The 23,156-nt window shown below is 43.9% G+C and carries 19 protein-coding genes; 14 read left to right on the forward strand and 5 right to left on the reverse strand.

The features are described 5' to 3' along the window. Positions 1-50 precede the first annotated feature (50 nt). The 3 genes from JMX91_RS04355 (at position 51) to JMX91_RS04365 (ending at position 4,304) form a co-directional block, all read left to right on the forward strand. Positions 51-551, forward strand: coding sequence for a chorismate--pyruvate lyase family protein (locus tag JMX91_RS04355; RefSeq protein WP_201547867.1), 501 nt, complete (start codon positions 51-53; stop codon positions 549-551). 551 nt (positions 552-1,102) lie between these two features. Further along, positions 1,103-2,359: a serine hydroxymethyltransferase gene (gene glyA / locus JMX91_RS04360; RefSeq protein ID WP_201547868.1), complete on the forward strand. Its 1,257-nt coding sequence runs from the start codon at positions 1,103-1,105 to the stop codon at positions 2,357-2,359. A gap of 409 nt (positions 2,360-2,768) precedes the next feature. Continuing rightward, complete coding sequence (locus tag JMX91_RS04365; protein ID WP_201547870.1) at positions 2,769-4,304, forward strand: alanine/glycine:cation symporter family protein; 1,536 nt, start codon at positions 2,769-2,771, stop codon at positions 4,302-4,304. A gap of 135 nt (positions 4,305-4,439) precedes the next feature. Here JMX91_RS04365 and gltS read toward each other — a convergent pair whose 3' ends face one another. The 4 genes from gltS to JMX91_RS04385 form a co-directional block, all read right to left on the reverse strand. Next, positions 4,440-5,714, reverse strand: coding sequence for a sodium/glutamate symporter (gltS, locus tag JMX91_RS04370; protein WP_057758303.1), 1,275 nt, complete (start codon positions 5,712-5,714; stop codon positions 4,440-4,442). A 159-nt stretch (positions 5,715-5,873) separates the two neighbouring features. Then, positions 5,874-6,272, reverse strand: a complete 399-nt coding sequence (locus JMX91_RS04375) for a barstar family protein (protein ID WP_227679268.1) — start codon at positions 6,270-6,272, stop codon at positions 5,874-5,876. Position 6,273: 1 nt separating this feature from the next. Beyond that, positions 6,274-7,014, reverse strand: a complete 741-nt coding sequence (locus tag JMX91_RS13375; protein WP_201547872.1) for a ribonuclease domain-containing protein — start codon at positions 7,012-7,014, stop codon at positions 6,274-6,276. A gap of 121 nt (positions 7,015-7,135) precedes the next feature. Next, complete coding sequence (locus JMX91_RS04385) at positions 7,136-8,437, reverse strand: glutamate-5-semialdehyde dehydrogenase (RefSeq protein WP_201547874.1); 1,302 nt, start codon at positions 8,435-8,437, stop codon at positions 7,136-7,138. A gap of 431 nt (positions 8,438-8,868) precedes the next feature. Here JMX91_RS04385 and JMX91_RS04390 point away from each other — a divergent pair, with 431 nt between their 5' ends. The 10 genes from JMX91_RS04390 to JMX91_RS04435 all read left to right on the forward strand — a co-directional run bounded on the left by JMX91_RS04390 (position 8,869) and on the right by JMX91_RS04435 (position 20,659). Beyond that, positions 8,869-9,174: a hypothetical protein gene (locus JMX91_RS04390; protein ID WP_201547876.1), complete on the forward strand. Its 306-nt coding sequence runs from the start codon at positions 8,869-8,871 to the stop codon at positions 9,172-9,174. Between the two features lie 348 nt (positions 9,175-9,522). Continuing rightward, positions 9,523-10,320, forward strand: coding sequence for an ABC transporter ATP-binding protein (locus tag JMX91_RS04395; RefSeq protein WP_057758311.1), 798 nt, complete (start codon positions 9,523-9,525; stop codon positions 10,318-10,320). 330 nt (positions 10,321-10,650) lie between these two features. Continuing rightward, complete coding sequence (locus JMX91_RS04400) at positions 10,651-11,451, forward strand: transporter substrate-binding domain-containing protein (protein WP_201547878.1); 801 nt, start codon at positions 10,651-10,653, stop codon at positions 11,449-11,451. A 152-nt stretch (positions 11,452-11,603) separates the two neighbouring features. Further along, on the forward strand, positions 11,604-12,500 hold the full coding sequence (locus JMX91_RS04405; protein WP_102091643.1) for a transporter substrate-binding domain-containing protein: 897 nt from the start codon (positions 11,604-11,606) through the stop codon (positions 12,498-12,500). A gap of 71 nt (positions 12,501-12,571) precedes the next feature. Beyond that, the gene (locus JMX91_RS04410) at positions 12,572-13,513 is read left to right on the forward strand and encodes an ABC transporter substrate-binding protein (RefSeq protein ID WP_201547880.1); all 942 of its coding nucleotides are present in this window, start codon (positions 12,572-12,574) and stop codon (positions 13,511-13,513) included. Between the two features lie 608 nt (positions 13,514-14,121). Further along, positions 14,122-14,856 (forward strand): ABC transporter permease, encoded by a 735-nt coding sequence (locus JMX91_RS04415; RefSeq protein WP_057758316.1) that lies wholly within the window; start codon positions 14,122-14,124, stop codon positions 14,854-14,856. A gap of 12 nt (positions 14,857-14,868) precedes the next feature. Beyond that, positions 14,869-15,594, forward strand: a complete 726-nt coding sequence (locus JMX91_RS04420; protein ID WP_101205569.1) for an ABC transporter permease — start codon at positions 14,869-14,871, stop codon at positions 15,592-15,594. Positions 15,595-15,789: 195 nt separating this feature from the next. Then, positions 15,790-16,419, forward strand: coding sequence for a fumarylacetoacetate hydrolase family protein (locus JMX91_RS04425; protein WP_413786772.1), 630 nt, complete (start codon positions 15,790-15,792; stop codon positions 16,417-16,419). A gap of 293 nt (positions 16,420-16,712) precedes the next feature. Beyond that, positions 16,713-18,929 carry a PhoX family protein gene (locus JMX91_RS04430; protein ID WP_201547884.1) on the forward strand — a complete coding sequence of 739 codons (2,217 nt, stop codon included), beginning with the start codon at positions 16,713-16,715 and terminating at the stop codon, positions 18,927-18,929. A gap of 236 nt (positions 18,930-19,165) precedes the next feature. Next, the gene (locus JMX91_RS04435) at positions 19,166-20,659 is read left to right on the forward strand and encodes an alpha/beta fold hydrolase (RefSeq protein WP_201547886.1); all 1,494 of its coding nucleotides are present in this window, start codon (positions 19,166-19,168) and stop codon (positions 20,657-20,659) included. Between the two features lie 94 nt (positions 20,660-20,753). Here JMX91_RS04435 and JMX91_RS04440 read toward each other — a convergent pair whose 3' ends face one another. After that, on the reverse strand, positions 20,754-21,734 hold the full coding sequence (locus JMX91_RS04440) for an Hsp33 family molecular chaperone HslO (RefSeq protein ID WP_201547888.1): 981 nt from the start codon (positions 21,732-21,734) through the stop codon (positions 20,754-20,756). A 376-nt stretch (positions 21,735-22,110) separates the two neighbouring features. Between JMX91_RS04440 and JMX91_RS04445 the strand changes: the two genes are divergently transcribed. Continuing rightward, the gene (locus JMX91_RS04445) at positions 22,111-23,085 is read left to right on the forward strand and encodes a glutamate/aspartate ABC transporter substrate-binding protein (RefSeq protein WP_201547890.1); all 975 of its coding nucleotides are present in this window, start codon (positions 22,111-22,113) and stop codon (positions 23,083-23,085) included. Positions 23,086-23,156 lie beyond the last annotated feature (71 nt).

Consider the following 23,156-nt stretch of genomic DNA (forward strand, 5'->3'; position numbering starts at 1 on the left):
AAGCACCTTTTAACTGTTAAATACTCTCTAAAAAATACTAGCCATAAACTATGACCAGCAATTCTTTTAGTTCTACCAATGATCTACCTCCTACTGAACTCATACCTTGGCTAAATGCTGAAGGCTCTCTCACTGCTATATTAGAAGAGAAGGCAGGGCAGCCGCTGCGTGTAAAACGCAGCTTCGAAGGATATCGTCCACTGACTTTAGAACAAAAAAAGCAGCTGGGTGTACGAGGCATGATGCTAAATCGCCCAATGCTGGCATGGATACGGGAAGTGCAGTTATATGGCAATGATGACATGCCATGGGTGCAAGCACAGAGTATCTTTCCTTTAAACAGTTTAAAAGGTCAGTCGCGTCGTCTTCAACATCTGAAAAACACACCTATTGGCTATGTGTTGTTTAAGCGTCGGCGTACCTTGCCAAATGAGCGTTTTATCAGTCATACGAATAACGGTTGGCAACGACAAACGCGTTATGACTGGTATGGTCGCACGCTTATGATTAGTGAAACGTTCTTACCTGCGTTTTTAACTAGCGACCTATAGAAATATTACTAGGTTAACCTCGCTTAAGGTATTTGATATACATCTACATTCGGCTGCCTTGTACTACTTTTAAATTGAATCGACTATATCTACCCACGCTTAAAAATATTTTATGCCTAAAACAGCATAAAGGTGCAGGCAAGAGAAAAAATTCAGCGGGTAAATCCTTTATTTTATTGGCTATTTATCTGTGTTATATAGTCATTTAATTCGCTCATCCTAAGGTGAGGTTTTTTTGCGCTCATAGCACAAATTTTCATGTTACACTTAATCTTTCGCGATGATATCGATGCAAATGTACATTGATTTTATTGACGAATCAGTCAAGTTAATAACAGGTCAGTCGCCTGTATTTATTCTTATTTTAATCTTTGCTAATAGACTCCATTCACAATAATGGTCATACCATAAAACAGACTGCAGAAAAACAGCGTGCAGGGGTATTAATAGTACTTCAGCGACGTTGACGCAGTAGTTGTTTTATTGTGAGCAGGCTATAAGCTTCTTTTCAATGACGTTTTTTAATGACAGTCACTACTTAGGACATCACTATGTTTAAAGATATTTCTATCAAAGATTTTGATCCAGTACTTGCTGAAGCGATGGCCGCAGAAAGCGTTCGTCAAGAAAACCACATCGAGCTTATCGCCTCTGAAAACTACTGCTCACAAGCAGTGATGGAAGCACAAGGTACTGACCTTACCAACAAATACGCAGAAGGCTATCCTGGCAAGCGTTACTATGGTGGTTGTGAGCATGTGGACGTAGTTGAGCAATTGGCCATTGACCGCGCTAAAGAGTTGTTCGGTGCAGAGTATGTGAACGTTCAGCCGCATTCTGGTAGCCAAGCAAACTCAGCCGTATTTTTAGCATTGTTAGAGGCAAATGACACTGTACTAGGCATGAGCTTAGACGCTGGTGGTCACTTGACGCATGGCGCACACATCAACTTCTCAGGTTTGAACTACAATGCCGTACAGTACGGATTGGTAGACGGTACTGGCCTTATTGACTATGATCAAGTAGAGAGCTTGGCGCGTGAGCATAAGCCAAAAATGATTATTGCTGGTTTTTCAGCTTACTCGCAAGTAGTTGATTGGCAGCGTTTCCGTGACATCGCGGACGAAGTAGGCGCGTATCTATTGGTCGATATGGCACACGTTGCAGGCCTAGTTGCTGGTGGTGTTTATCCAAATCCAGTACCTTTCGCTGACGTGGTTACGACGACTACGCACAAAACTCTACGTGGCCCACGCTCAGGTATGATTTTGGCGCGTGATGAAGTATTGGCTAAAAAGCTAAACTCAGCTGTATTCCCAGGCAACCAAGGTGGCCCATTGATGCATGTTATCGCTGCAAAAGCGGTTTGCTTTAAAGAAGCGTTAGAAGATAACTTCAAAACGTATCAGCAGCAAGTAGTGAAAAATGCCCAAGCAATGGCAAAAGTGGTTCAAGAGCGCGGCTATGAAGTCATCTCTGGTGGTACTGAAAACCATCTAATGCTGATCAGCCTCGTTAAGCAAGAAATGACGGGTAAAGAAGCGGACAAATGGCTTGGTGAAGCACACATTACTGTCAACAAAAATGCTGTACCAAACGATCCAAAATCACCATTCGTGACTTCTGGTATCCGTATCGGTACGCCAGCGATTACTACTCGCGGTTTCAACGAAGCACAAGCGGGTGAGTTGGCAGGTTGGATCTGTGACGTACTAGACAGTCGCGGTGATGAAGCGGTTGCTACTGAAGTACGCGCTAAAGTAGAAGCGATTTGTGCAGAATTACTAGTCTATGCTAAAAATCAGTAAACTTTAGAAAGGTAATAAAAAAAACCGCTAAGCTTTTGCTTAGCGGTTTTTTTGTTATTGCTCTCTATGAATATTATGTCATGTAATGCAAACCTATGTTGATATTGCCATTGAGCTCTTTTAATTATATTTAAGTCCGTTATTTAACCTGAAAATTACTACCGACATTTTTCGATAAGTGTAGTGAGCTTGATTGAGTTCCGCTATTAGTTTTAAAGAGCTAAGTTGATGTTTAATTAAGAAAAATATGTAAATCTCTTTGTTTATACAAAACTATTAGTATATAGTCAGTATTGAACATTTAGTAATAATACTAATACAAATTATAATAAATAGTTACACTTTGTATTAGTATCGCTGTAATTGATTGAATAATTATATAAATGTTATTTTCAATAGAGGGATTTACATGAAAAAACAATCTTTAGTCGCAACGATGCTATTACTTAGCACGACTCTTGCGCAAGCAGCAGAACAATCAGGTTTAGCAGCATTTGGAGCAGGTCTCGATGGTTTTATGTCCAATATATTTGGCTGGTTCGTCGACCTTATTTTCTTTTCAGTACCTCTTGGAGACGTCAGCTTCCCGCTTATTGTGGGTTGGTTATTAGTTGCCGCACTCGTATTCACTTTTTACTTTGGATTTATTCAGTTTCGCCAAATAGGCTTGTCTCTAGATATTGTCAGAGGCAAATATACCGATCCAAACCCTGCTGTCAAAGAAGAAGGCGAGGTTAGCCATTTTCAAGCACTAGCCACTGCTTTGTCAGGTACGGTTGGTCTTGGTAATATTGCTGGTGTCGGTGCAGCACTCGCTATTGGTGGACCTGGCGCTACCTTTTGGATGATTATGGTCGGCCTATTCGGTATGGCGACTAAGTTCGTAGAATGTACGTTAGGTGTTAAATACCGTACGGTACTACCATCTGGCGTCGTATCAGGTGGCCCTATGTACTACCTAAGCCGCGGTATGGCTGAACGTGGTATGGGTGGATTAGGTAAGTTTCTGGCTGTTGGTTTCGCACTTATGTGTATATTGGCGACCTTTGGTGCCGGTAACATGTTCCAAGGTAACCAAGCCTTTGCAGTCATGAGCTCTACTTTTAGCATTCCAACAGATTACAGTGTATTCTTTGGTATTGGCTTAGCGTTTTTAGTCGGTATGGTTATCATTGGTGGTATGCCGCGCATCGCAACCGTTACCGAAAAAGTCGTACCCTTTATGGCTTTGTTATACATTACTATGGCGGTAATCGTACTGATTGCTAACTTTAATCATATCGGTGCTGCATTCGGCGAGATTTTCTCGGGTGCCTTCACTGGTGCTGGTGTGGCTGGTGGCTTTATTGGCGCGTTGATTCAAGGTTTAAAACGTGCCACTTTCTCTAACGAAGCGGGTGTTGGTTCAGCCGCTATTGCTCACTCAGCAGTAAAAACCAAAGAGCCTGCTACTGAAGGTCTAGTAGCGCTATTAGAGCCTTTCATTGATACAGTTGTTATCTGTACGATGACGGCGCTTGTTATTACTATCTCTGGGGTGAACACTGCCGCAAACTTGCAAACCCAAGCACTTACTGGTGTGGATCTAACCCGTGCAGCCTTCATGGAAACGGCGCCTATCTTCCAGTATTTCCTAGCTGTTGCGGTATTGTTGTTTGCTTTTTCAACGATGATTTCATGGTCATATTATGGTCTAAAAGCTTGGACTTACCTCTTCGGTGAAGGTAAAGGCGGCGAGATGATATACAAACTTATCTTCTTAATCTTCGTTGTTATCGGTACTATCGTACAGTTTAGCTTCGTTATCGACTTCTCAGATGCGGCTCTGTTCGCTATGGCTATCTTTAACATCATCGGTCTATACTTCTTGATGCCAATTGTGAAAAGAGAGGTTAACTCTTTCATAGCTCGTGTGAAAAGTGGTGAAATTAAAAAGTATAAATAATAAGTTTGATTGAACACTCTATTATAATTTGATAGTTAAAAAAGCCAGCCAAGATGAGTCTTGGCGGGCTTTTTGATGGCTAGTATTTGTTATTTACTAGATATCTATTAAGTTTTGATCTGTAACAGCATCAGCCTACATAAACGGCAGCTTCGTAAATATCTGCAATATCGTGGCATTGACGATATCAACAAAGAACGCACCTACCATCGGTACGATTAGGAATGCTTTAGGTGAAGGCAAATAGCGATCAGTGACTGCCTGCATATTTGCAATTGCAGTCGGTGTCGCACCCATACCAAAACCACAATGACCCGCTGATAATACAGCTGCGTCGTAGTCTTTACCCATAATTTTAAAGGTAATGAGGTAAACGTAGATAATCATAATGATGGTCTGTACGACCAATATGACTAGTACAGGGCCTGCCAAATCGGTCAATTGCCATAGTTTTAAAGACAGCAATGCCATCGCCAAAAACAGACTCAATGACGCATTACCAAGCACATCAATCGAGCGGTCAAACATATCAAAGTTGAAGACCATCGTTAGCACATTACGAATGATGACGCCGCCTGCCAGTGCCCAGACGAAAGTAGGCAGTTCAAACCAGGTGCCTTCAGCAACGATGGCCATCACATCGGCAAAAGCCAAAGCACCTGCGAATAGTGCCAAGGTTTCGATAGTAGAAGAAGCGGTGATAAAGCGCATGCTATCAGGTCTTTCGAAGATATCTTTATTACTACCTGCAGACTCCTCATCGTGTTTGGTGCTATATAACGACTGTGCACCAGCAACTTTTTCGATATCGCTAGGATCAGGGTTGGCTGGCGTTGGTTTTAGTCCAAGTCGGTTAATCAAGCGACGGGCAACAGGACCGCCAACGATACCACCCGCGACCAAACCATAAGTAGCAACCGCGATACCAAGCGTCGTCGCACCGACCACGCCGTAGTCTTGTTCTAATGTAATGCCCCAAGCGCCTGCTGTACCATGACCACCAGTGAGAGCGATAGACCCTGTCACTAGACCGAGCAGAGGGTCAAGTCCTAGCGCACTTGCCATGGCCACACCAACGACGTCCTGCAATACAATAAACACTGAAACAACGATAGTAAAAATCAATAATGGTGTGCCGCCTGCTTTTAGCCTACTAAAATCAGCGCTCAGACCGATGGAGGCAAAGAACATCAACATGGTGGCGGTCTGTAGTCCTTGATGAAAGTTAAAACTATATCCCCAAACCATATTGAGAGCATAGACAACAATCGCTGCGACCAAACCACCAGCAACAGGTTCTGGAATATTAAAGTCTTCTAAAAACTTGACTCTCCGCACCAAAAACCGCCCAAGTAGCAGCACTAAGGTGGCCAATATCAGGGTGTAATAACCGTTTAAGGTAATCTCCATAGGTTAATCCTTTCTATAAAATAAATTAACCTGAATTCGGGATAAATATGGCTTCATCTCGAATTCAGGTTTCTATGATGACGAATAATTATCGGTGACTATCGGCGGTCAAGCTTGCAATACATAGGCTTTTAACGACTAATTTTCTAACGTATAAGCTTAATCCTCAGATGGCACAATTATCCACAATTGTGGTTTGCCAAATTCTCTAAAAGCATCCTCAATGATGCTTTTAAAGACATTGAAGTCCTCAGTGTTTATCCTTTTAACATCTGTCAAATCAAGCCTTAAATGAATTGCCTCACTGTCTGTTAGACAATCCCATGCACTGTCCCAGTTGTGTGAAAAATAACTAGGAAAGTCACAGGTCTTGGCCAAACTCGTCAATAGCTCAGTTTTTTCGAGCGTGTCACCGACGGCTATAGTAACAGCCTGCGCAGGAATGCTAGTACCCAGTGCTGTACCGTTTTGGTTAATGTGGTCTTGATTCACGTGGCTTTGATTAACGTAGTGGATTGCTTGGTTTATACTTTCTCGATTCATATCAGCTTTTTTCATATTAAGGCACCTGTAGTCTTTGGAAGCTATCATAATGGTCGACAGTCAAGTAATAGACGGTAGGCGGATTACCACCTGTGACGATACGCCGTGCGCCGCGATGAGAGACACCAGGGGTGGGTACGGTATATTCGCGGTAGTAGCCTTGTGACTGGGCGGGCAGTCTGCCTTCACGGTTATAAAACGTCGTGCCATCTTTATTTGGATAAGGAAACGGTCCGCCTTGCTGAATGAGCGCAATCGTATTATCGACCTGTGCATCACCCGTTATACCAGCAGTAGTGGTTTGGCTCGTATTATCAATGACTTCTTGCGATACCGTTGTCGACTCGATGCTATCAGCAAACAATGTCGAATTTAAATCGCCAAAGAAATAGAAAGCGACAGCGATGATAGCGATAAGGCTAAATAGCGTAGAGCCTAAGCTTCTTTTATTGGGTCTGCTGTTTTGATTGCTACGATTTGAGTTACGAGTGCTGTGATGGCTATTTCTATTGGCATTAGTAGGTGTATAGCTTGGAATATCTTGTTCAAGGCTCAATGAAGACGAGGTCACTTCAGTGGCTCTCAATTGATTTTTGTCGTTACGGGCACTGTTAAAGTAGACACTTTGACCAACCGTTATAGGCATCGCCAGTCTTGCTTTGCTTATATGAAAGAACACATCTTCATTTTGATTATCTACATCGATAAAGCCATAGCCTTTATCTTCGTTCCAGTGCTTAATCTTGCCACTTTGCATGGTCGTACCGCTCCCTATAATTTAAATGCCTTAACTAAAATACTTGTGATTTAAACGAAGAAACGCCAGCATAATTGCTGACGTTTCTGATTATTCGTTTCGATAGTCGATGCTAGTATGATTAAGCACGGGTTTCGCCATGACCATAAACGATCCATTTTTGCGAAGTCAGACCTTCGAGACCGACAGGGCCACGTGCATGGATTTTGTCCGTTGAGATACCAATTTCAGCACCGAGACCGTATTCGAAACCATCAGCAAAACGGCTAGAAGCGTTAATCATAACGCTGGCCGAGTCCACTTCACGGATGAAGCGCTGCGACTTGGTATAGTTGTCAGTGATGATGACATCAGTATGATGACTGCCGTGCGTATTGATATGCTCAATCGCTTCATCAATACCTGAGACCACTTTTACCGCTAGGATAGGAGCTAAATATTCAGTATCCCAATCCTCAGAAGTGGCAGCTGATAGATGACCTTTAAGTTTAGCGTTTTCATTCAGGATAGCTTGTGATTTGTCATCAAGACGTAGTTGCATTGCATCATCAGCAGCGACGATGGCCTCTGCTATTTTAGGCAATAGCTCATCTGCGACTGTTTCATCGACCAGTAGCGTTTCCATCGTATTACAAGTGCCGTAGCGATGTGTTTTGGCATTGACACTGACTTTGATCGCAATCTCAGGATCCGCATCACTATCGATAAAGGTATGGCAGTTACCGTCTAAATGCTTAATTACAGGTACTTTGGCATCGTTGCTGATACGCGCAATCAGACCCTTACCGCCACGTGGCACGATGACATCGACATATTCAGTCATGGTAATCAGCTCACCAACGGCTGCACGATCGGTCGTCTGTAGTACTTGTACACTATGTTCCGATAGATCAGTATGGCTAAGACCTTTAATGATACATTTAGCAATGGCTTGGTTAGATTCAAATGCTTCAGAACCACCGCGCAAAATAATTGCATTGCCTGACTTGAGTGCCAGTGAGGCAGCTTCTAATGTTACATTAGGGCGCGACTCATAAATCATACCGACCACACCAAGTGGTACGCGCATTTTGCCCAAATGAATACCTGATGGCTGATAGGTCATGTCAGTGACTTCACCGATTGGGTCAGGAAGGCCAGCGACGTCTTTAAGACCTTGTAGCATGCCATTAAATCGTGCTTCGTTTAATTCCAAGCGATCGAGGAGTGCGCTATCAAGATTGTTTTTTTGACCGTTGTCCATATCGATTTTATTAGCTGCCAAGATGTCTTGTTTGGCATTGACCAGCTCATCATGAATGGCTAATAGTGCTGAATTTTTATCGCCAGTGTTGGCAGCAGCCAGTGCGCGAGAAGCGGCTCGTGCTTGCTTGCCAACAGACTGCATATAGGTCGTAATATCCGTAGTATTCGATTGACTCATAAATTATTTTCCTTATGTGATACAGGTTTTTTATAACTAAAAGCGCCCAATTTTATATAGGTGAAAGTACCTAAAAAGGCGAAAAATGTCGCAAAAAAAGAAGTTTTGAATGCCTACTTAGGTGGCGGTAGGTCATTATGCTATTTAACATAGAGCAGATTGAGACGATAGTAAAGATGATTTTGTGAACAGAATCCGCTTTGCAACGCTCTTGTAAGGGCTTATTCAAAGTAATATTGCTCGTGCTAAGCGATATTTATTTAAGATAATCGCGTTATCAGTACTACACTATATCTTTACGTGTTTTTAACAGAATTGCGCTGTAAATACTAAGGTAGCCGCAAGATATCCTCAGTATAGTAAGCATTAAAACAGCAAGGCTATCAGTAGATAGTACTTAATCTTATTATGATGAGTGATGGAGAACGAACATGGCTACGAAAAATACAATTTATAAAAATTGGTTAACGGTTGGCTTGGTAGCAGGCGCTTTAGCGTTAGGCGCTTGTAGCAAAAAAGATGACACACCGATGGAAACTGAAGCTGATACTACTGTAGACGCTCAAACCTCTGTAGAAGAAAGTGCAACAGCGAGTGACAATGACGATGTGGCAGTTGCTAGTGCCGATGATGAGGGTATGGACGTTACCAATAACGATGATGTGGCAGTGGCGACAGCAGAAGATGCGGATATGATGGACGGTACTGAAGATTCAGAGCATGTATCGACGTACTAATCGCATATTATAGAATGTACTAGCTACATATTAGATGTACTAAGCACATACTATAAATAGGCAGTTATCAGATAACACAACGCCTCGTATTCTAAAGTGATAAAATAAAGCCCAGAGCGATAAATGCAGTCTGGGCTTTTTTGTACTCGCAGTTTGTTAGAAGCTGATTAACCCGTTGGTTAAATACAATATTTGCCTTTTTACTGCGTAATAAGAGACAATATGGCATTTTTCTCTTTGCCTCATCAGGCATATTACGATAATGCATCTAGATGCTTGTACTATATATAGATATAGCTCTTATTTTATTCGTGTTTTCACTCATATTTATTGGAAGTCTGCTGAACCATGCTTGATACTGCAAAAAACCCGACTCGGCCTATCGCCCTAGACTTACAAGACATCCATAAAAGCTACGGCTCATTAGAGGTATTAAAAGGGGTATCCCTGACTGCCTATGATGGCGATGTTATCTCTATTTTGGGCTCATCTGGCTCAGGTAAGTCGACGTTGCTGCGTTGTATTAATCTTCTAGAAAACCCCAATCATGGTCGTATCTTGATCGGTAACGAAGAGCTGATGCTAAAACCTGCCAAATCAGGTGAGCTACAAGCAGCAGACGTAAAGCAGCTAGAAAGCTTGCGCGCTCGCGTCGGGTTTGTCTTTCAGAACTTTAATCTGTGGCCGCATAAGACCATTCTACAAAACATCATCGAAGGGCCAACGCAGGTCTTAAAGATTAAAAAAGACCAAGCAATTAGCGATGCAGAAAAGCTGCTTGATAAAGTCGGCCTGCTCGATAAAAAAGATGCTTATCCTGCCAACTTATCTGGTGGTCAGCGTCAGCGTGTCGCAATCGCTCGTGCGCTTGCTATGCAGCCACAAGTCCTATTGTTTGATGAACCAACCTCTGCGCTAGATCCTGAACTGGTCAACGAAGTGCTTGCGGTAATGCGCGAGCTAGCAGAAGAGGGACGTACGATGCTTATCGTTACTCACGAAATGCGCTTTGCCCGTGAAGTATCAAGCAAAGTCGTCTTTTTACATCAAGGTGTGGTTGAAGAGATTGGCACACCTGAGCAAGTCTTTGATAACCCTACCTCTGAGCGTGTTAAAGACTTTATGGCATCACACCGTCCTACTTAGTTATTAGTTTTTTGCTTAATATCATGTCCAATACAAATGGTGGCAACGCTCTTGCCACCCTTCATCCTGCCAAACGTAAAATCACTGTAACGTAAACATTGTTGACTGTTTATTGCCCAATGATAACTATGAGTATGCAAAACGTTTGTTTTTGATATTTTACTCAGGTATTATCAAAAGGTTTATAGGCCGTCACGTCTCGTGGCTGTCTGTTATTCTGCTATCTATATTGCTTGTCTGGCAGGGACGTCAGAGAACAAAATATCAGAACCCTAAGTCAGAAAATCCTGTCAAAAACTTATGTAAAACCCATCAGAATTTAAGGAACGTATGATGTCGAATTCTCGCCTATTGTGGTCATCGATGACCGTTACTGCTGCATTGATGTTGAGCGCTTGTAGCCAACCTGCCGATAAAACTACCGATACCAACGCTGACGCCCCTGCAGCAGAAACCACTGGTAAAACCATTCGTATCGCCACCGAAGGCGCTTACCCTCCATTCAACTATACCAACGCCGACGGCAGCTTGGCAGGTTTTGATATCGATGTTGCCAATGCCTTGTGTGATCAAATGCAAGCTAAGTGTGAAATCGTTGCACAGGACTGGGACGGTATTATCCCTGGTTTATTGGCGCAGAAATATGATGCCGTGATTGCAGGTATGTCTATCACCGCTGAGCGTCAAGAAAAAGTTGATTTCAGCGAGCCGTACTTTGCCAATACGATGGTATGGTTGACCAATACGGATGGTGGTTTTGATCCTATGACGATTAAAGATGCAACGCTTGGTGGTCAACGTTCTACTACGCCAGGTGCTTATCTACAAGATAACTACGAAGGCAAAGAAGGCAACACAGTTCAGTTATATGACAACTATGACAATGCCTATCTAGATCTAAAATCTGGTCGTAGCGATGCCGTATTGGCCGAAAAAGTTTCTGCCAAATCATGGTTAGCAGAAAACGCAGCGGGCTTCGGTATCGTTGGTGATGAAATTGATAACGATGACAATATTGCCATTGCTGTACGTAAAGGTGACTCACTCAAAGCTGACTTTGACAAAGCATTGAGCGAAATCCGTAGTAACGGTGAGCTTGCACGTCTTGAGCAGATGAACTTTGGTCAATAATGACTCACTGAAGATTTATGCTTAGAACAAGTAACGTTTGATGCGAGTAATGCTTAAAACCGAGCATGTTTCAAATAAACGGTGTTTATAAGCATAAATCAGCAAGCAGTAATTGACGATACAGCTGGTAAATATATTAAGGGATAAAACTTATGACAATTTCAATGACATCATCAATGAGCAAAAAAGCATTGTGGCTAGCACCGCTTAGCGCAGCAATGCTAATGCTGGCAGGTTGTAACAATAGCTCAGCACCAGCAGAAAATGCTGAAGCTGACACCGCTACTGAAGCGCCTTTAAATATCAAAATCGCGACAGAATCAAGCTATAAGCCTTTTAGTTATACCGATGCAGATGGCAAACTGATTGGTTATGAGATTGAGCTGGTTGACGCATTATGTGCGCAAATGAAAGCTGAGTGTGAAGTCATCTCTCAAGATTGGGATGGTTTGATTCCAGGGCTTAACGCACAGAAATTTGATGCAGCTATCGCAGGTATGTCTATCACGCCTGAGCGTAAAGAAGTGGTTGATTTCAGTGACCCTTACTTCCATAGCGGTATCATCTTGATCGGTAAAAAAGGTGATGACTTAAGCGTCGAGTCACTAACAGGTCTACCAATTGCGTCACAGCGCTCAACTGTTGCCTCGCAATACCTACAAGACGAGCATGCAGATGCTGATATCAAATTATATGATACGCAAGACAATGCTTATCTAGATCTAACCTCAGGCCGTGTGCGCGGTATGATGTCTGACAAAGTAACGGGTATCGACTGGTTAAAAACAGACGCAGGCAAAGGCTACGAAGTTAAAGGTGAAGAAATCAGCACCAATGATGACGCAATGGGTATTGCTTTCCGTAAAGGCGATCCTTTAATTGCTAAGTTCAATGCAGCATTGGCTGAGCTAAAAGACAACGGTACCTATGATCAAATCACGGGTAGCTATTTTGGTACTAGCTCAACGGCTGCAGCTCAAAAAGCGGTCGCAACAACTGATAGTGTCGAAGAAGTAATGGTCGCTGAAGAAGAAGCACCAGCTAACTAATACGACATCTAGCAGTTTGACTGCTGTTGTTTAAAGACGTGTTGTTTACTCAAGAAAAACCAAGGATGATCATGAGCAACCATTGTGCCCCAATCTGTGCCACGACTGGCAAATCTAACATTAATGTAGCCAGTCGTCTGTCTATGTCATTGCTTGCACTAGCGACGGCCTTTACCGTTGCTGGCTGTAGCAATAGCCAAGAGAGTGAAGCTGATACCAATCCAGAGGCTACCGAAACAACGGCAGCCTCTACAGGTGATGTATTACGCATCGGTACAGAAGGGGCCTATGCGCCTTTTAACTATACCAATGCCGATGGGACACTGGGTGGTTTTGATGTTGAGATAGCAAATGCACTCTGTGCTGATATGCAGGTGACCTGTGAGATTGTGGCGCAGGACTGGGACGGTATTATCCCTGGTTTAAAAGCAGGTAAGTACGATGCAATCGTGGCCGCGATGTCCGTTACTCCAGAGCGTTCGCAGCAGGTGAGCTTCACCGATCCGTACTTTAGCAATGCCTTGGTTTTTTTGGCCAAAAAAGACAGCAGCTTTGATCCTAGCAACAACAGCGATATTGACTCGCATTCTATTGCTGCACAGCGTTCAACTATTTCATCGCAGTGGCTAGAAGACACGTATCCAAAAGCCGATATGAAGCTTTATGATACGTTGAGCAATGCGTTTTTGGATCTCGGTTCAAACCGTGTCGATGCAATGATTTCTGATAAGCTGCCTGCGATAGAATGGCTGAGCTCAAATGCTGGTAGCAAATATGCGCTAAAAGGTGATGAGATTGATATCAATGATAATTTTGCGATAGCAGTACGCCCAGGCGATCCGCTACAAGCAAAGATCAATCAGTCTCTTGCTAATATAAAAGCAAACGGTACTTACGACAAGATCAATCAAAAGTACTTTGCGGTACCAGCATCTGCAACGAGCACAGTTGATGAAGACGCAAATACAGATGCAGACATTAGCGAGCAACCAACGACAGAAAGCGCTAGTTAATAGCTAACAGTAGTCAAAGGTAGCAGTCAAAAAATAGTGTTTTGATTAATAAAAGGATATCGCCATGATGGTGATGTCCTTTTTTATTTGTCGTTATAGCAACGAATATAGATAATAGCCGCCTATCAATTTTGCTCAAATTTAGTCGGCTGATTGTATATTTATAGAGGCAAGTGTCTGTTTAAGTAAGGTTTAGGCGCAGCTTTTACGCGTCAGTATTAACATCACGGTGAGTGAATATGATAAAATCAGCGCTCATTTCTACTGTGTCAATTATCGCAGCGTTAATCGTATTCTTCTGACGTCATTTTTTGATGCCGACCATCCCTATTGATTTGGTATAAAATACGGTGTTTTGCCGCGTTCAGCTATTGATGCTGATTCTTTTAACTCATATTTTGCTAGGGCGTGTCTTCATTTTAAAAATGGTAATAAAAATGAGATAAATTGCAGTCAGACAAGGAAAATAGCGCAAATAATATCGAGATATTAGTCAGCTATTTGACGCCGTTTGGCAAGATTTAGCCGTTTTTAAACCATTTAGATGTCTATCGATTGAATTGAAGACATGCCCTAATTGCTAATACAAAGAGACTGAGTGGATAATCGTGTTTGACTTACAAGGATTTGGCGCGCTTTTATTAAGCGGCGCTACCGTCACCATACAGCTAGCTGTGACCAGTTTGATCATTGGTCTGGCTTTAGGCTTGCTCGGCGCAACCGCAAAGATGTCCAATATCTGGTTGCTGCGTAAACTTGCGACTGTCTATACTGCGACGATGCGCGGTATTCCTGAGCTGCTATTGGTGCTCTTTATTTATTATGGCGGCTCTATCTTATTGATGAGCATCCTCAAAAAGTTCGGCTATAACGACTATGTCGAGATTAGCGCTTTTTGGGGTGGTGTCATGGCACTGTCTATTGCTTTTGGTGCATATGCGACTGAGATTTTTCGCATGTCCATTCAGGAGATTCCAGTAGGGCAGCGAGAGGCTGCGCAAGCGATTGGTATGCGTCCTTTTCAGACTTTTTATCGCATCACGTTGCCGCAAGTGTGGCAGATTGCTTTACCAGGTTTGGGTAATTTGTTTCTGGTACTGCTCAAAGATACCGCATTGGTATCGGTCGTGGGTCTCAAGGACATCATGTATCAGTCATCGCGTGCGGCACAGTCTACACAGCAGCCGTTTACCTTTTATATGGCAGCAGCGATTATTTATTTGGGTCTGACCATGTTGATTACTGGCTTTATGATGTGGCTTGAGTGGCGCGCCAATCCTGCGGCACGCTATGCCAAAAAGATAAGCCGTCAATCCACTCACAGTCAATCGACCATAGGGTAGAGGAGAGATACTATGGATTGGAATTGGCAGGTCATTTTTGACCATATCCCTGATTTACTAGGCGGTGCGGTATTGACCGTACAGCTGGTCTTGTTTTCAGGTGTGATTGGATTGCTGTTTGGGTTGGTTTTGGCATTATTACGACTGTCTAAGAACTGGGTGGTACAGATACTGCCGTTTCTGTATATCTTCTTTTTCCGTGGTACGCCGCTGCTGGTACAGATATTCCTGATTTATTACGGTTTGGGTCAATTTGAGGCCGTACGCGAGTCGTTCTTATGGGAGCCAGTGCTTAGCCAAGCATATTGGTGTGCCATTATTGCCTTTACGTTGAATACCAGTGCGTACTTGGCAGAGATTATACGCGGTGCGATTCAGACGATTCCGATTGGAGAGCTTGAAGCTGCTGATGCGCTTGGCATGTCAAAGTGGCAAAAGCTAACACGGGTTACGCTGCCGCGCGCATTTGGTATTGTGATTCCAGCATACAGTAACGAAGTTATCTTTATGCTAAAGGGTAGTGCGCTCGCTTCGACTATTGCATTGATGGATATCACAGGTGTTGCTCGTACGATTAGTGCGCGTACCTATACCTTGATGGAACTATTCTTTGCCGCTGGTATCGTCTATCTACTGCTGTCGTGGGTTATCTTGTTTAGCTTTAGAATGTTTGAAAAGCGTATGAACCGCCACGCCAGTTATGTACCACCAGATGTCGTGACCAACACGATTCCATAGTTAGCAGTTAGCAGTTAGCAGTTAGCAACTAAAAATCGTCAAAGTCACTGTAGACAATATAGTATGGACAGCTGATAAAATAGCCATCATTTACAGGGAGAGTTTAGTATGAGCCAATCGCCACACGAGTCATTAGCGAACGCCATTGCAGCTGGTGTCAATGCCGAGCAGGGCGCTATCAATCATAATGAAAGATTGCGTACTTCTATTGGTAAAGTTGTCTGTGTCGGTCGCAACTATGCGGCACATGCTGCAGAGTTGGGCAATGAAGTACCAACCACGCCGATACTGTTTATGAAGCCTGCGTCTTCAGTGGTCTCTATCCGTGGTGATGTGGTTCGCCCAAGTCCAGAGTTATTTGGCGAGACTCACTACGAGGCCGAGCTATGTATTCAGTTATCAGCTGATTTATCTATGGCGACGATTGAGCAAGCTCAACAAGCCATTGGTGGCATGACACTAGGACTGGATTTGACCTTGCGTGATTTGCAAAGCAAGCTAAAAGAAAAAGGTCATCCGTGGGAGCGTGCTAAGTGTTTTGACGGAGCTTGCGTACTTGCTGATTGGCTCGACCCACAAGCGTTTGGCAATCTGCAGAGTGTACAGTATCAGCTGTCTATCAATGATAAATTAACGCAAGATGGCGATAGTGCCTTAATGCTATTCCCTGTCTATGAATTGCTGGTCAATATTAGCCACGCCTTTAGCTTGCAAGCAGGGGATGTAATTATGACTGGTACGCCAAGCGGCGTTGGTGTGTTGCACGCAGGCGATCAGCTTAAACTAAAACTGGGTGCTCATGAGTGGGTATCACAAGTACAGTAAGCTTGATTGCAATAACAGATACGTATTAAAAGCCCCGAGCAATTGCTTGGGGTTTTTGCTTTTAAGACTTTATATTTATTTTTTAATTTGCTAACTGCAAAACAATTCTAACTATTTAATCATTCTATTTCTAAATCATTAGCACGGTCAATTGTCATCAGTTTGTCATCTATTGTTCAGCGTGCTGTCATAAGTCTTCAGTACACTTAAGCGGAATTCGTACTTTTGGGGTTGCAGTTGTAAAGCTGCGCGGAAATTTTTGCCAATCTAGCCTAATAGCAAGGTGACTGATAATGACATCATTGAATAACGAACGAACGCTTGCCCACGAAGTGGTTGAAGACTCAAATCCTACTGATAATATCGATTTTCAGACCATTATCAATCGCCGAATGAACCGCCGTAGTATCCTAAAGGGCGGTACAGGGTTGACGGCTGCCGCGTTTTTTGGCGCATTACCTTTGGTCGGTTGTAGTGAAGACGACGATAACAGTATTGTTGGTAATGACGATAATGCCGCTATCCCTGCACAAGGTGATTTAAAGCGTCCTGATACTTTAAAGTTTGAGGCAGTCGCGCATTCAACAGCGGATACGATGACCGTAGCAGCAGGCTACAAAGCAGAGATGATACTGCCTTTAGGTACCCCGCTTATGTCTGGTATCGAAGATTGGAAAGACAACCGTGAGCAGTCAGCGGAGTCGTTTGAGTGGCGTATGGGTGACAATCACGATGGTATGTGGTTTTTTGGCAAGCAAGGCAATGCCTACGATGTCAAAGCATCAGAAAATGGTCTGCTGGTCATGAACCATGAGTACGTCAATAGCAGTGAGCTCAGCCCATTCGGTTACTATATGACTCAAGATAACGATGCTGCGCCTATTTTTCAAAACCGGCGTCTCGCGAGCGACGTCCGCCGTGAAGTCAACTGCCATGGGGTATCTGTGGTTGAGTTAACACGCCGCGCAGATGGTATGGGTTATGAGATGGTGCCTGATTCAAAATACAATCGCCGTATCACCAGTGCCACAACTGCCCAACTGACTGGTCCTGTGGCAGGTTCGGACTTAGTCAAAACCAAGTTTGATCCGACAGGCTATCAGACTCGCGGTATCAATAACAACTGCGGCGCAGGTCTGTCACCTTGGGGTACTTATCTGACTACCGAAGAGAACTTCTTGGGCGTGTTTGCCCGTGGACAAGATGCCAGCCAATTGAGCGCTGGTGATAACTATGCGCGCGAGCGCTACGGTGCGGTGGAGGACTTCCCAGGTTGGGAGTATTTATGGCATACCCCAGAGGCAAAGGATGCCAAAATAGCAGACGAGTTCTCACGCTGGGATATGACCGCAGTCGGTGCCAGTGCTGCTGAAGATTATCGCTACGGCTTTAACACTTTCGGTTATATTACTGAAATTGACCCATTTGACCAAAACTCTATACCGCAGAAACGCACTGCACTGGGCCGATTCGCTCATGAAAACTGCGCGTATGCTCCTGTCGAGCAAGGTAAGCCAGTAGTCTTCTATATGGGTGATGACGCCCGAGGCGAGTACATTTATAAGTTTGTCTCCAAAGCGATGTGGTCAAACTCGGACATCGGCGGCGGACTAAAAGCAGGTGACAAATATCTGAATGACGGCACGCTATATGTGGCGGTATTTAACGAAGACGGTAGCGGTGAATGGAAGGCACTCGTCCACGGTCAAAACGGACTGGATGCTTTTAATAGTGTACTGCCGTTCAATGGACAAGATGAAGTATTGGTCTTTGCCCGTGCAGCTGCCGATGCTGCTGGTGCTACCAAGATGGATCGTCCTGAATGGGTATCGGTCAGTCCTATGACGGGCGATGTCTACGTGACATTGACTAATAACAAATATCGCGGCGTACGTGACGACCAGCCTGTCTCAGCTTCCAATCCGCGTAGCTATCAGTCGGATGGCAAAGCCCTTGGGAATGACAATGGTCATATCATTCGCTGGGCAGAAGCAGGCGGTGACCATGCGGCAGCTAGCTTTGAATGGGATATTTATCTGTTTGGAGCGCCAAATGATTTGTCTGCAGAAAACTTATCTCAGCTAAATGCCAATAATGACTTTTCTTCACCTGATGGGCTATATTTTGACCCGCGCGGTGTCTTGTGGATTCAGACAGACGACGGCGCTTACACCGATACCAGTAGCTGTATGTTGCTTGCGGCTCTGCCGGGTAAGGTCAGTGATGGGTCGATGACGACCACATCGGCAGGGCAGTCAACCCGAGTCGGCACATCTGCTAGCAATGACAATATCAAACGATTCTTTGTTGGTCCTGAAGGATGCGAAGTAACAGGTATCACCATGGCACCAGATTTTAAAACGCTGTTTATCAACATCCAGCATCCGGGCAACACGTGGGGCGCTGTCGCTGGCGGCAGTATTCCTCGCTCAGCGACTGTGATGATTACTCGCGAGGATGGCGATGTCATTCTGTCAGAATCATTTGATACGGCTGACAGTACGACGTAGATGGATAAGCTGTAAGCGTATATTAGACACAACCAGAGTACTCATAACCATAAGAATCCCAAGTTAAGGCTTGGGATTTTTTATTATCATATTGATTTAATAGTTAAAGAGACCGTCTATCACCTATCTGGCTCTGCTAGTCGTCATCCCGCTCTAAAGTCAAACCATTTACTTCTATTTGCTGCAGTTACAGGATAATATAGGCCATTACTTTTTTCGCTGAATGTGCAAATATTATGAGCAGTTCAAAGGTGTTTTATAACGACAGTGTTAGTGACAGCGACGCTCAAAACGATAGTAGCTATACTCGTGCTCATCATGAGCTCGATGCGCATTTTGTCCCAGATGCGAGTGTACCGCTACACAGTCATCTATATGAGCAAATCGACCAACTCGAAGCCATCGATATGGATGAACTGGTTAAGCTACTAGCAGATTCAGATGACAGTGATGAAATCAACAAAACCCCTGTATCTTTGGCTGATTTTTTTGAAGGGTTGGCGCAACTTGCTACCATGGGTGTGGTTGAAATTACAGAAATCGTAGAAGCCATTCACCGTGAAGTTATTCTGCGTCCGCTAGGCCGCTTCAATGACAAACATTTAAATAAATGGTCGCGCGGATTTACTGGACGTATCTATGGCACGATACGTCATGTGATGCAAATGGTCGGTAATAATCTAGCGTCTGTACTACGCATATACAAAAACCTGATTCTCCAAAAGTCAGTGCAGCCACTACCGGATTCACTAAAAAAACTGGTCAATGTACTCAATGGTGTCATGGGTGATCATCTGGTCAACAACCAAAATGCGCTCGCCATTCCGATGATGCTATACACTCAAGACGGCAAACCACAGAATGAAGTGCTATCAGGCCGTATCGTTATTTTATGCCATGGTCTATGTATGAGTCATTTAAGCTGGCAAGCACAAGCAGGTAATGATTTAGGCGAGGCCATTCATGTCAGCCAGCCTGATACCACGGTGCTGTATTTGGATTACAATACAGGTCGCCGTATCTCACGTAGCGGTCGCAAGTTCTCTCAATTGCTACAAGCGCTGGTCGATGACAACCCAAATATCAATCAGATAGATCTGGTCGGACATAGTATGGGCGGTTTGGTCTCTCGCAGTGCACTGTTTTATGGCGAGCAAGACCGCCTAGATTGGATAAAACGCGTGGGCAATCTCATCACGCTAGGTTCGCCGCATCATGGGGCAGTGCTTGAGCGTATCGGTAATTATGTGCAAGACATCATTGCCAAGCTGCCGTTTGCAGGCTCACTGGCTAAGCTCGGGGATATGCGCAGTGCCGGTATTATCGATCTGCGTCATGGCAGTATTCGGGATGCAGATTGGAAAGCATTAGAAGGACGTAGCGTGTTGCCACAAGACTTTCGCCATCCTGCACGGTTGCCAAGTGGTATTAAAACTTACTTTGTCGCCAGTGCTTTGCTTGAGACGCATTATGATTCTAAGGTAACGGATCTGCTAGGAGACAGCTTGGTATCGGTGGCTTCAGCCTTAGGTGAAGATGACGCTGAGCATGCTTTGTTTGTGCCAGATGGTCATAAAGCAGTGTTTTATGGCGTCAATCATATGAACTTAATTCATAGTAGACGAGTACGCGAACAAGTGGTTGAGTGGCTACTTGATAATGGTCGAAGTGACTATGCTGGACGTCCGCGCATACATTCTTATCCTAGAAGTTTAGATGTAGCGGTGTAGCTGTGTAGCGATTTAATGATAAAAAACAAAAACCCTCAAGTATGACGCTTGAGGGTTTTTTTTATAAACATTGACTTATAGTAAGTAAGAAAACTTACTCAGCAAATATTGCTGCTACATCATCTTTATTGAATTTATAAACTTCACCGCAGAATCCACAATCCATCTCAAATGTACCACCTTGCTCTTCGACGATATCTAACGCTTCCGCTTCGCCGATTTGCTCAATTGCCATCTCGCACTTCTCCCGTGAGCAAGTGCAGCCAAATGATAGAGGGGCAGGCTCAGGAGCAACGATGTTTTCTTCGTGATACAAGCGATAGAGTATTTCGTTAGCATCCAGTGTCGTTAGCTCTTCTGCTTTTACCGTGCGTGTCAATACAGACAAGCGCGTCCATAAATCATCGTCGATACCTGCATCTTGGTTTTGCTCAACTTCAGACGTTTCTTCGGCAGTACGCGGTAGCATTTGTACCAAGATACCACCGGCTTGCAGGCCATCAGATGCTAAGTTAATCAACGTTGGAATCTGGGCTGATTGCTTTTGATAATGCGCTAAGCAATCCGCTAGATTGTCATGGCTACGCTCAACGATACCTTGGTATGGCTCACCGCCATCAGGCTGAATATTGATAAACAATACGCCTTGTCCCATCGCACCAAGTTCAGCAAACGCTTCTTTGGCATGGGTCATATTGTCCCACGCTTGTACTTGCTCATCCGTCTCGCCTTTCCAACTAGCAAGTGCACGGATTACGCCGTCTTGATCGCATTCTGCCATCGCCCAGTTTAGTAAGCTGTCACTGTCCGATGATTGCAACTGAATAGATAGGCGGCCGTTGATTTTGACCGTACTGATGAGCAAACTTGCTGCGGTCAGCATCTCACCCAATAAGCGTTTGATGGCTTCAGGGTAGGGCTTTTGCGCAATGGTGCTCGCGTAGCTGCGTGATAGACGTACCACATCACCGCGCACGGGCGAGTCTTCAACAAAGAAACGTTGGCGAATGTCGTTGCTACTATGGTTGCCAGTAGTTTGGCTGTCCGTATTTGGGACTTGGATATCTTGAGTCATAAGTCATTTGTAGTATAGAGAAGTTGTTTGCTTTATGGGGATTACTGCCGATTTATCAATCTCACTTAGTAGACTGTTTTGACGATTATAAGCAGCAAAGGTTAAGAACGAGCTTAAAAAACCAAGCAGCTGTTTGTACAAAGTTCTGAGTAGATAGCTGCTATGAGCCAGCATTTTATAGCCAGAATATCAATATATTCATAAATATGTACTCTCTCAAAAAAAATTCACCCTCTACTGCAAATTTGTTGTACAGTAACATTAAGTTGCATTGTGATAAATAACAGCAACAACCGTACGGATGCGGGGCAGTCTGGTCAATCAGACCTATGTCGTCCAAGCACTCACTCAATCTTGCGATAAAAGGATGTATTTCATGACATACTCATTTTCCAAACCGTTGACTTTAGCTGCTGTTATAGCATTAGGCTTAGCGGGATGTAATAACAGCAGCCAGACCAGCACTGATGCGCCAGCAGATGATGCAGCGACGACAGAAACCACCACCAACGGTACGCTACAGAAAATCAAAGACTCTGGCACTATTGTCGTCGGTCACCGTGATTCCTCTATTCCTTTCTCTTATATCGCTGATGATCCTAACCAACCGATTGGCTATGCTCACGACTTGGAAATGAAAGTGGTTGAAGCCGTTAAGCAAAAGCTAAACATGCCAGACCTTAACGTTCGCTATAACCTAATCACTTCGCAGACTCGTATCCCATTAGTACAAAACGGCACGGTAGATTTTGAGTGTGGCTCAACCACCAATAATGAAGAACGTCAAAAGCAAGTTGCTTTCTCAAACGGTTTCTTTGAAATTGGCACACGTCTATTGACCAAAAAAGATTCTGGTATTCAAGATTTTGAAGACCTAAAAGGTAAAACTCTGGTAACGACAGCAGGCACGACTTCAGAGCGTTATATCCGTCAGTACAACGATGATAATAAAATGGATACCAATATCATCTCAGCAAAAGATCATGGCGAAGGCTTTCTAATGCTAGAAAATGGTCGCGCTGATGCCTTTATGATGGATGATGTACTGCTCGCTGGCGAAAAAGCCAAAGCAAAAAATCCTGATGAGTGGGTCATCGTCGGTACGCCGCAATCGTTTGAAATCTATGGCTGTATGATGCGTAAGGATGATCCTGAATTCAAAGCTGTGGTCGATGAAGCACTTGCCAATGTCTTTAGCTCAGGCGAAATCAATAGCATTTATGACAAGTGGTTCTTGAATCCAATCCCACCAAAGAACGTCAATCTAAACTTTGAGATGTCAGACAACTTAAAGGCCTTGATTGCCAATCCGCATGACAGCGCTCAGCCTAAAGAAGCAGCAGCGCAGTAACGCTCATTGTCCCTCAACATAGCTTGCCTATACGTTCAGATAGCCAGTATTTTATTTGACGTATAGGCTTA

Source organism: Psychrobacter sp. Pi2-1, assembly GCF_904846645.1.
Taxonomy (GTDB): Bacteria; Pseudomonadota; Gammaproteobacteria; order Pseudomonadales; family Moraxellaceae; genus Psychrobacter.

What these genes read in the sequence shown, in the direction of transcription:
- JMX91_RS04365 (WP_201547870.1), top strand. Translation starts at nt 2,769, where the DNA reads ATGAAAAAACAATCTTTAGTCGCAACGATGCTATTACTTAGCACGACT.
- gltS (WP_057758303.1), bottom strand. Translation starts at nt 5,714, where the DNA reads ATGGAGATTACCTTAAACGGTTATTACACCCTGATATTGGCCACCTTA.
- JMX91_RS04385 (WP_201547874.1), bottom strand. Translation starts at nt 8,437, where the DNA reads ATGAGTCAATCGAATACTACGGATATTACGACCTATATGCAGTCTGTT.
- JMX91_RS04355 (WP_201547867.1), top strand. Translation starts at nt 51, where the DNA reads ATGACCAGCAATTCTTTTAGTTCTACCAATGATCTACCTCCTACTGAA.
- JMX91_RS04405 (WP_102091643.1), top strand. Translation starts at nt 11,604, where the DNA reads ATGACAATTTCAATGACATCATCAATGAGCAAAAAAGCATTGTGGCTA.
- JMX91_RS04400 (WP_201547878.1), top strand. Translation starts at nt 10,651, where the DNA reads ATGATGTCGAATTCTCGCCTATTGTGGTCATCGATGACCGTTACTGCT.
- JMX91_RS13375 (WP_201547872.1), bottom strand. Translation starts at nt 7,014, where the DNA reads ATGCAAAGTGGCAAGATTAAGCACTGGAACGAAGATAAAGGCTATGGC.
- JMX91_RS04390 (WP_201547876.1), top strand. Translation starts at nt 8,869, where the DNA reads ATGGCTACGAAAAATACAATTTATAAAAATTGGTTAACGGTTGGCTTG.
- JMX91_RS04420 (WP_101205569.1), top strand. Translation starts at nt 14,869, where the DNA reads ATGGATTGGAATTGGCAGGTCATTTTTGACCATATCCCTGATTTACTA.
- JMX91_RS04410 (WP_201547880.1), top strand. Translation starts at nt 12,572, where the DNA reads ATGAGCAACCATTGTGCCCCAATCTGTGCCACGACTGGCAAATCTAAC.
- glyA (WP_201547868.1), top strand. Translation starts at nt 1,103, where the DNA reads ATGTTTAAAGATATTTCTATCAAAGATTTTGATCCAGTACTTGCTGAA.
- JMX91_RS04430 (WP_201547884.1), top strand. Translation starts at nt 16,713, where the DNA reads ATGACATCATTGAATAACGAACGAACGCTTGCCCACGAAGTGGTTGAA.
- JMX91_RS04445 (WP_201547890.1), top strand. Translation starts at nt 22,111, where the DNA reads ATGACATACTCATTTTCCAAACCGTTGACTTTAGCTGCTGTTATAGCA.
- JMX91_RS04440 (WP_201547888.1), bottom strand. Translation starts at nt 21,734, where the DNA reads ATGACTCAAGATATCCAAGTCCCAAATACGGACAGCCAAACTACTGGC.
- JMX91_RS04395 (WP_057758311.1), top strand. Translation starts at nt 9,523, where the DNA reads ATGCTTGATACTGCAAAAAACCCGACTCGGCCTATCGCCCTAGACTTA.
- JMX91_RS04435 (WP_201547886.1), top strand. Translation starts at nt 19,166, where the DNA reads ATGAGCAGTTCAAAGGTGTTTTATAACGACAGTGTTAGTGACAGCGAC.
- JMX91_RS04375 (WP_227679268.1), bottom strand. Translation starts at nt 6,272, where the DNA reads ATGAAAAAAGCTGATATGAATCGAGAAAGTATAAACCAAGCAATCCAC.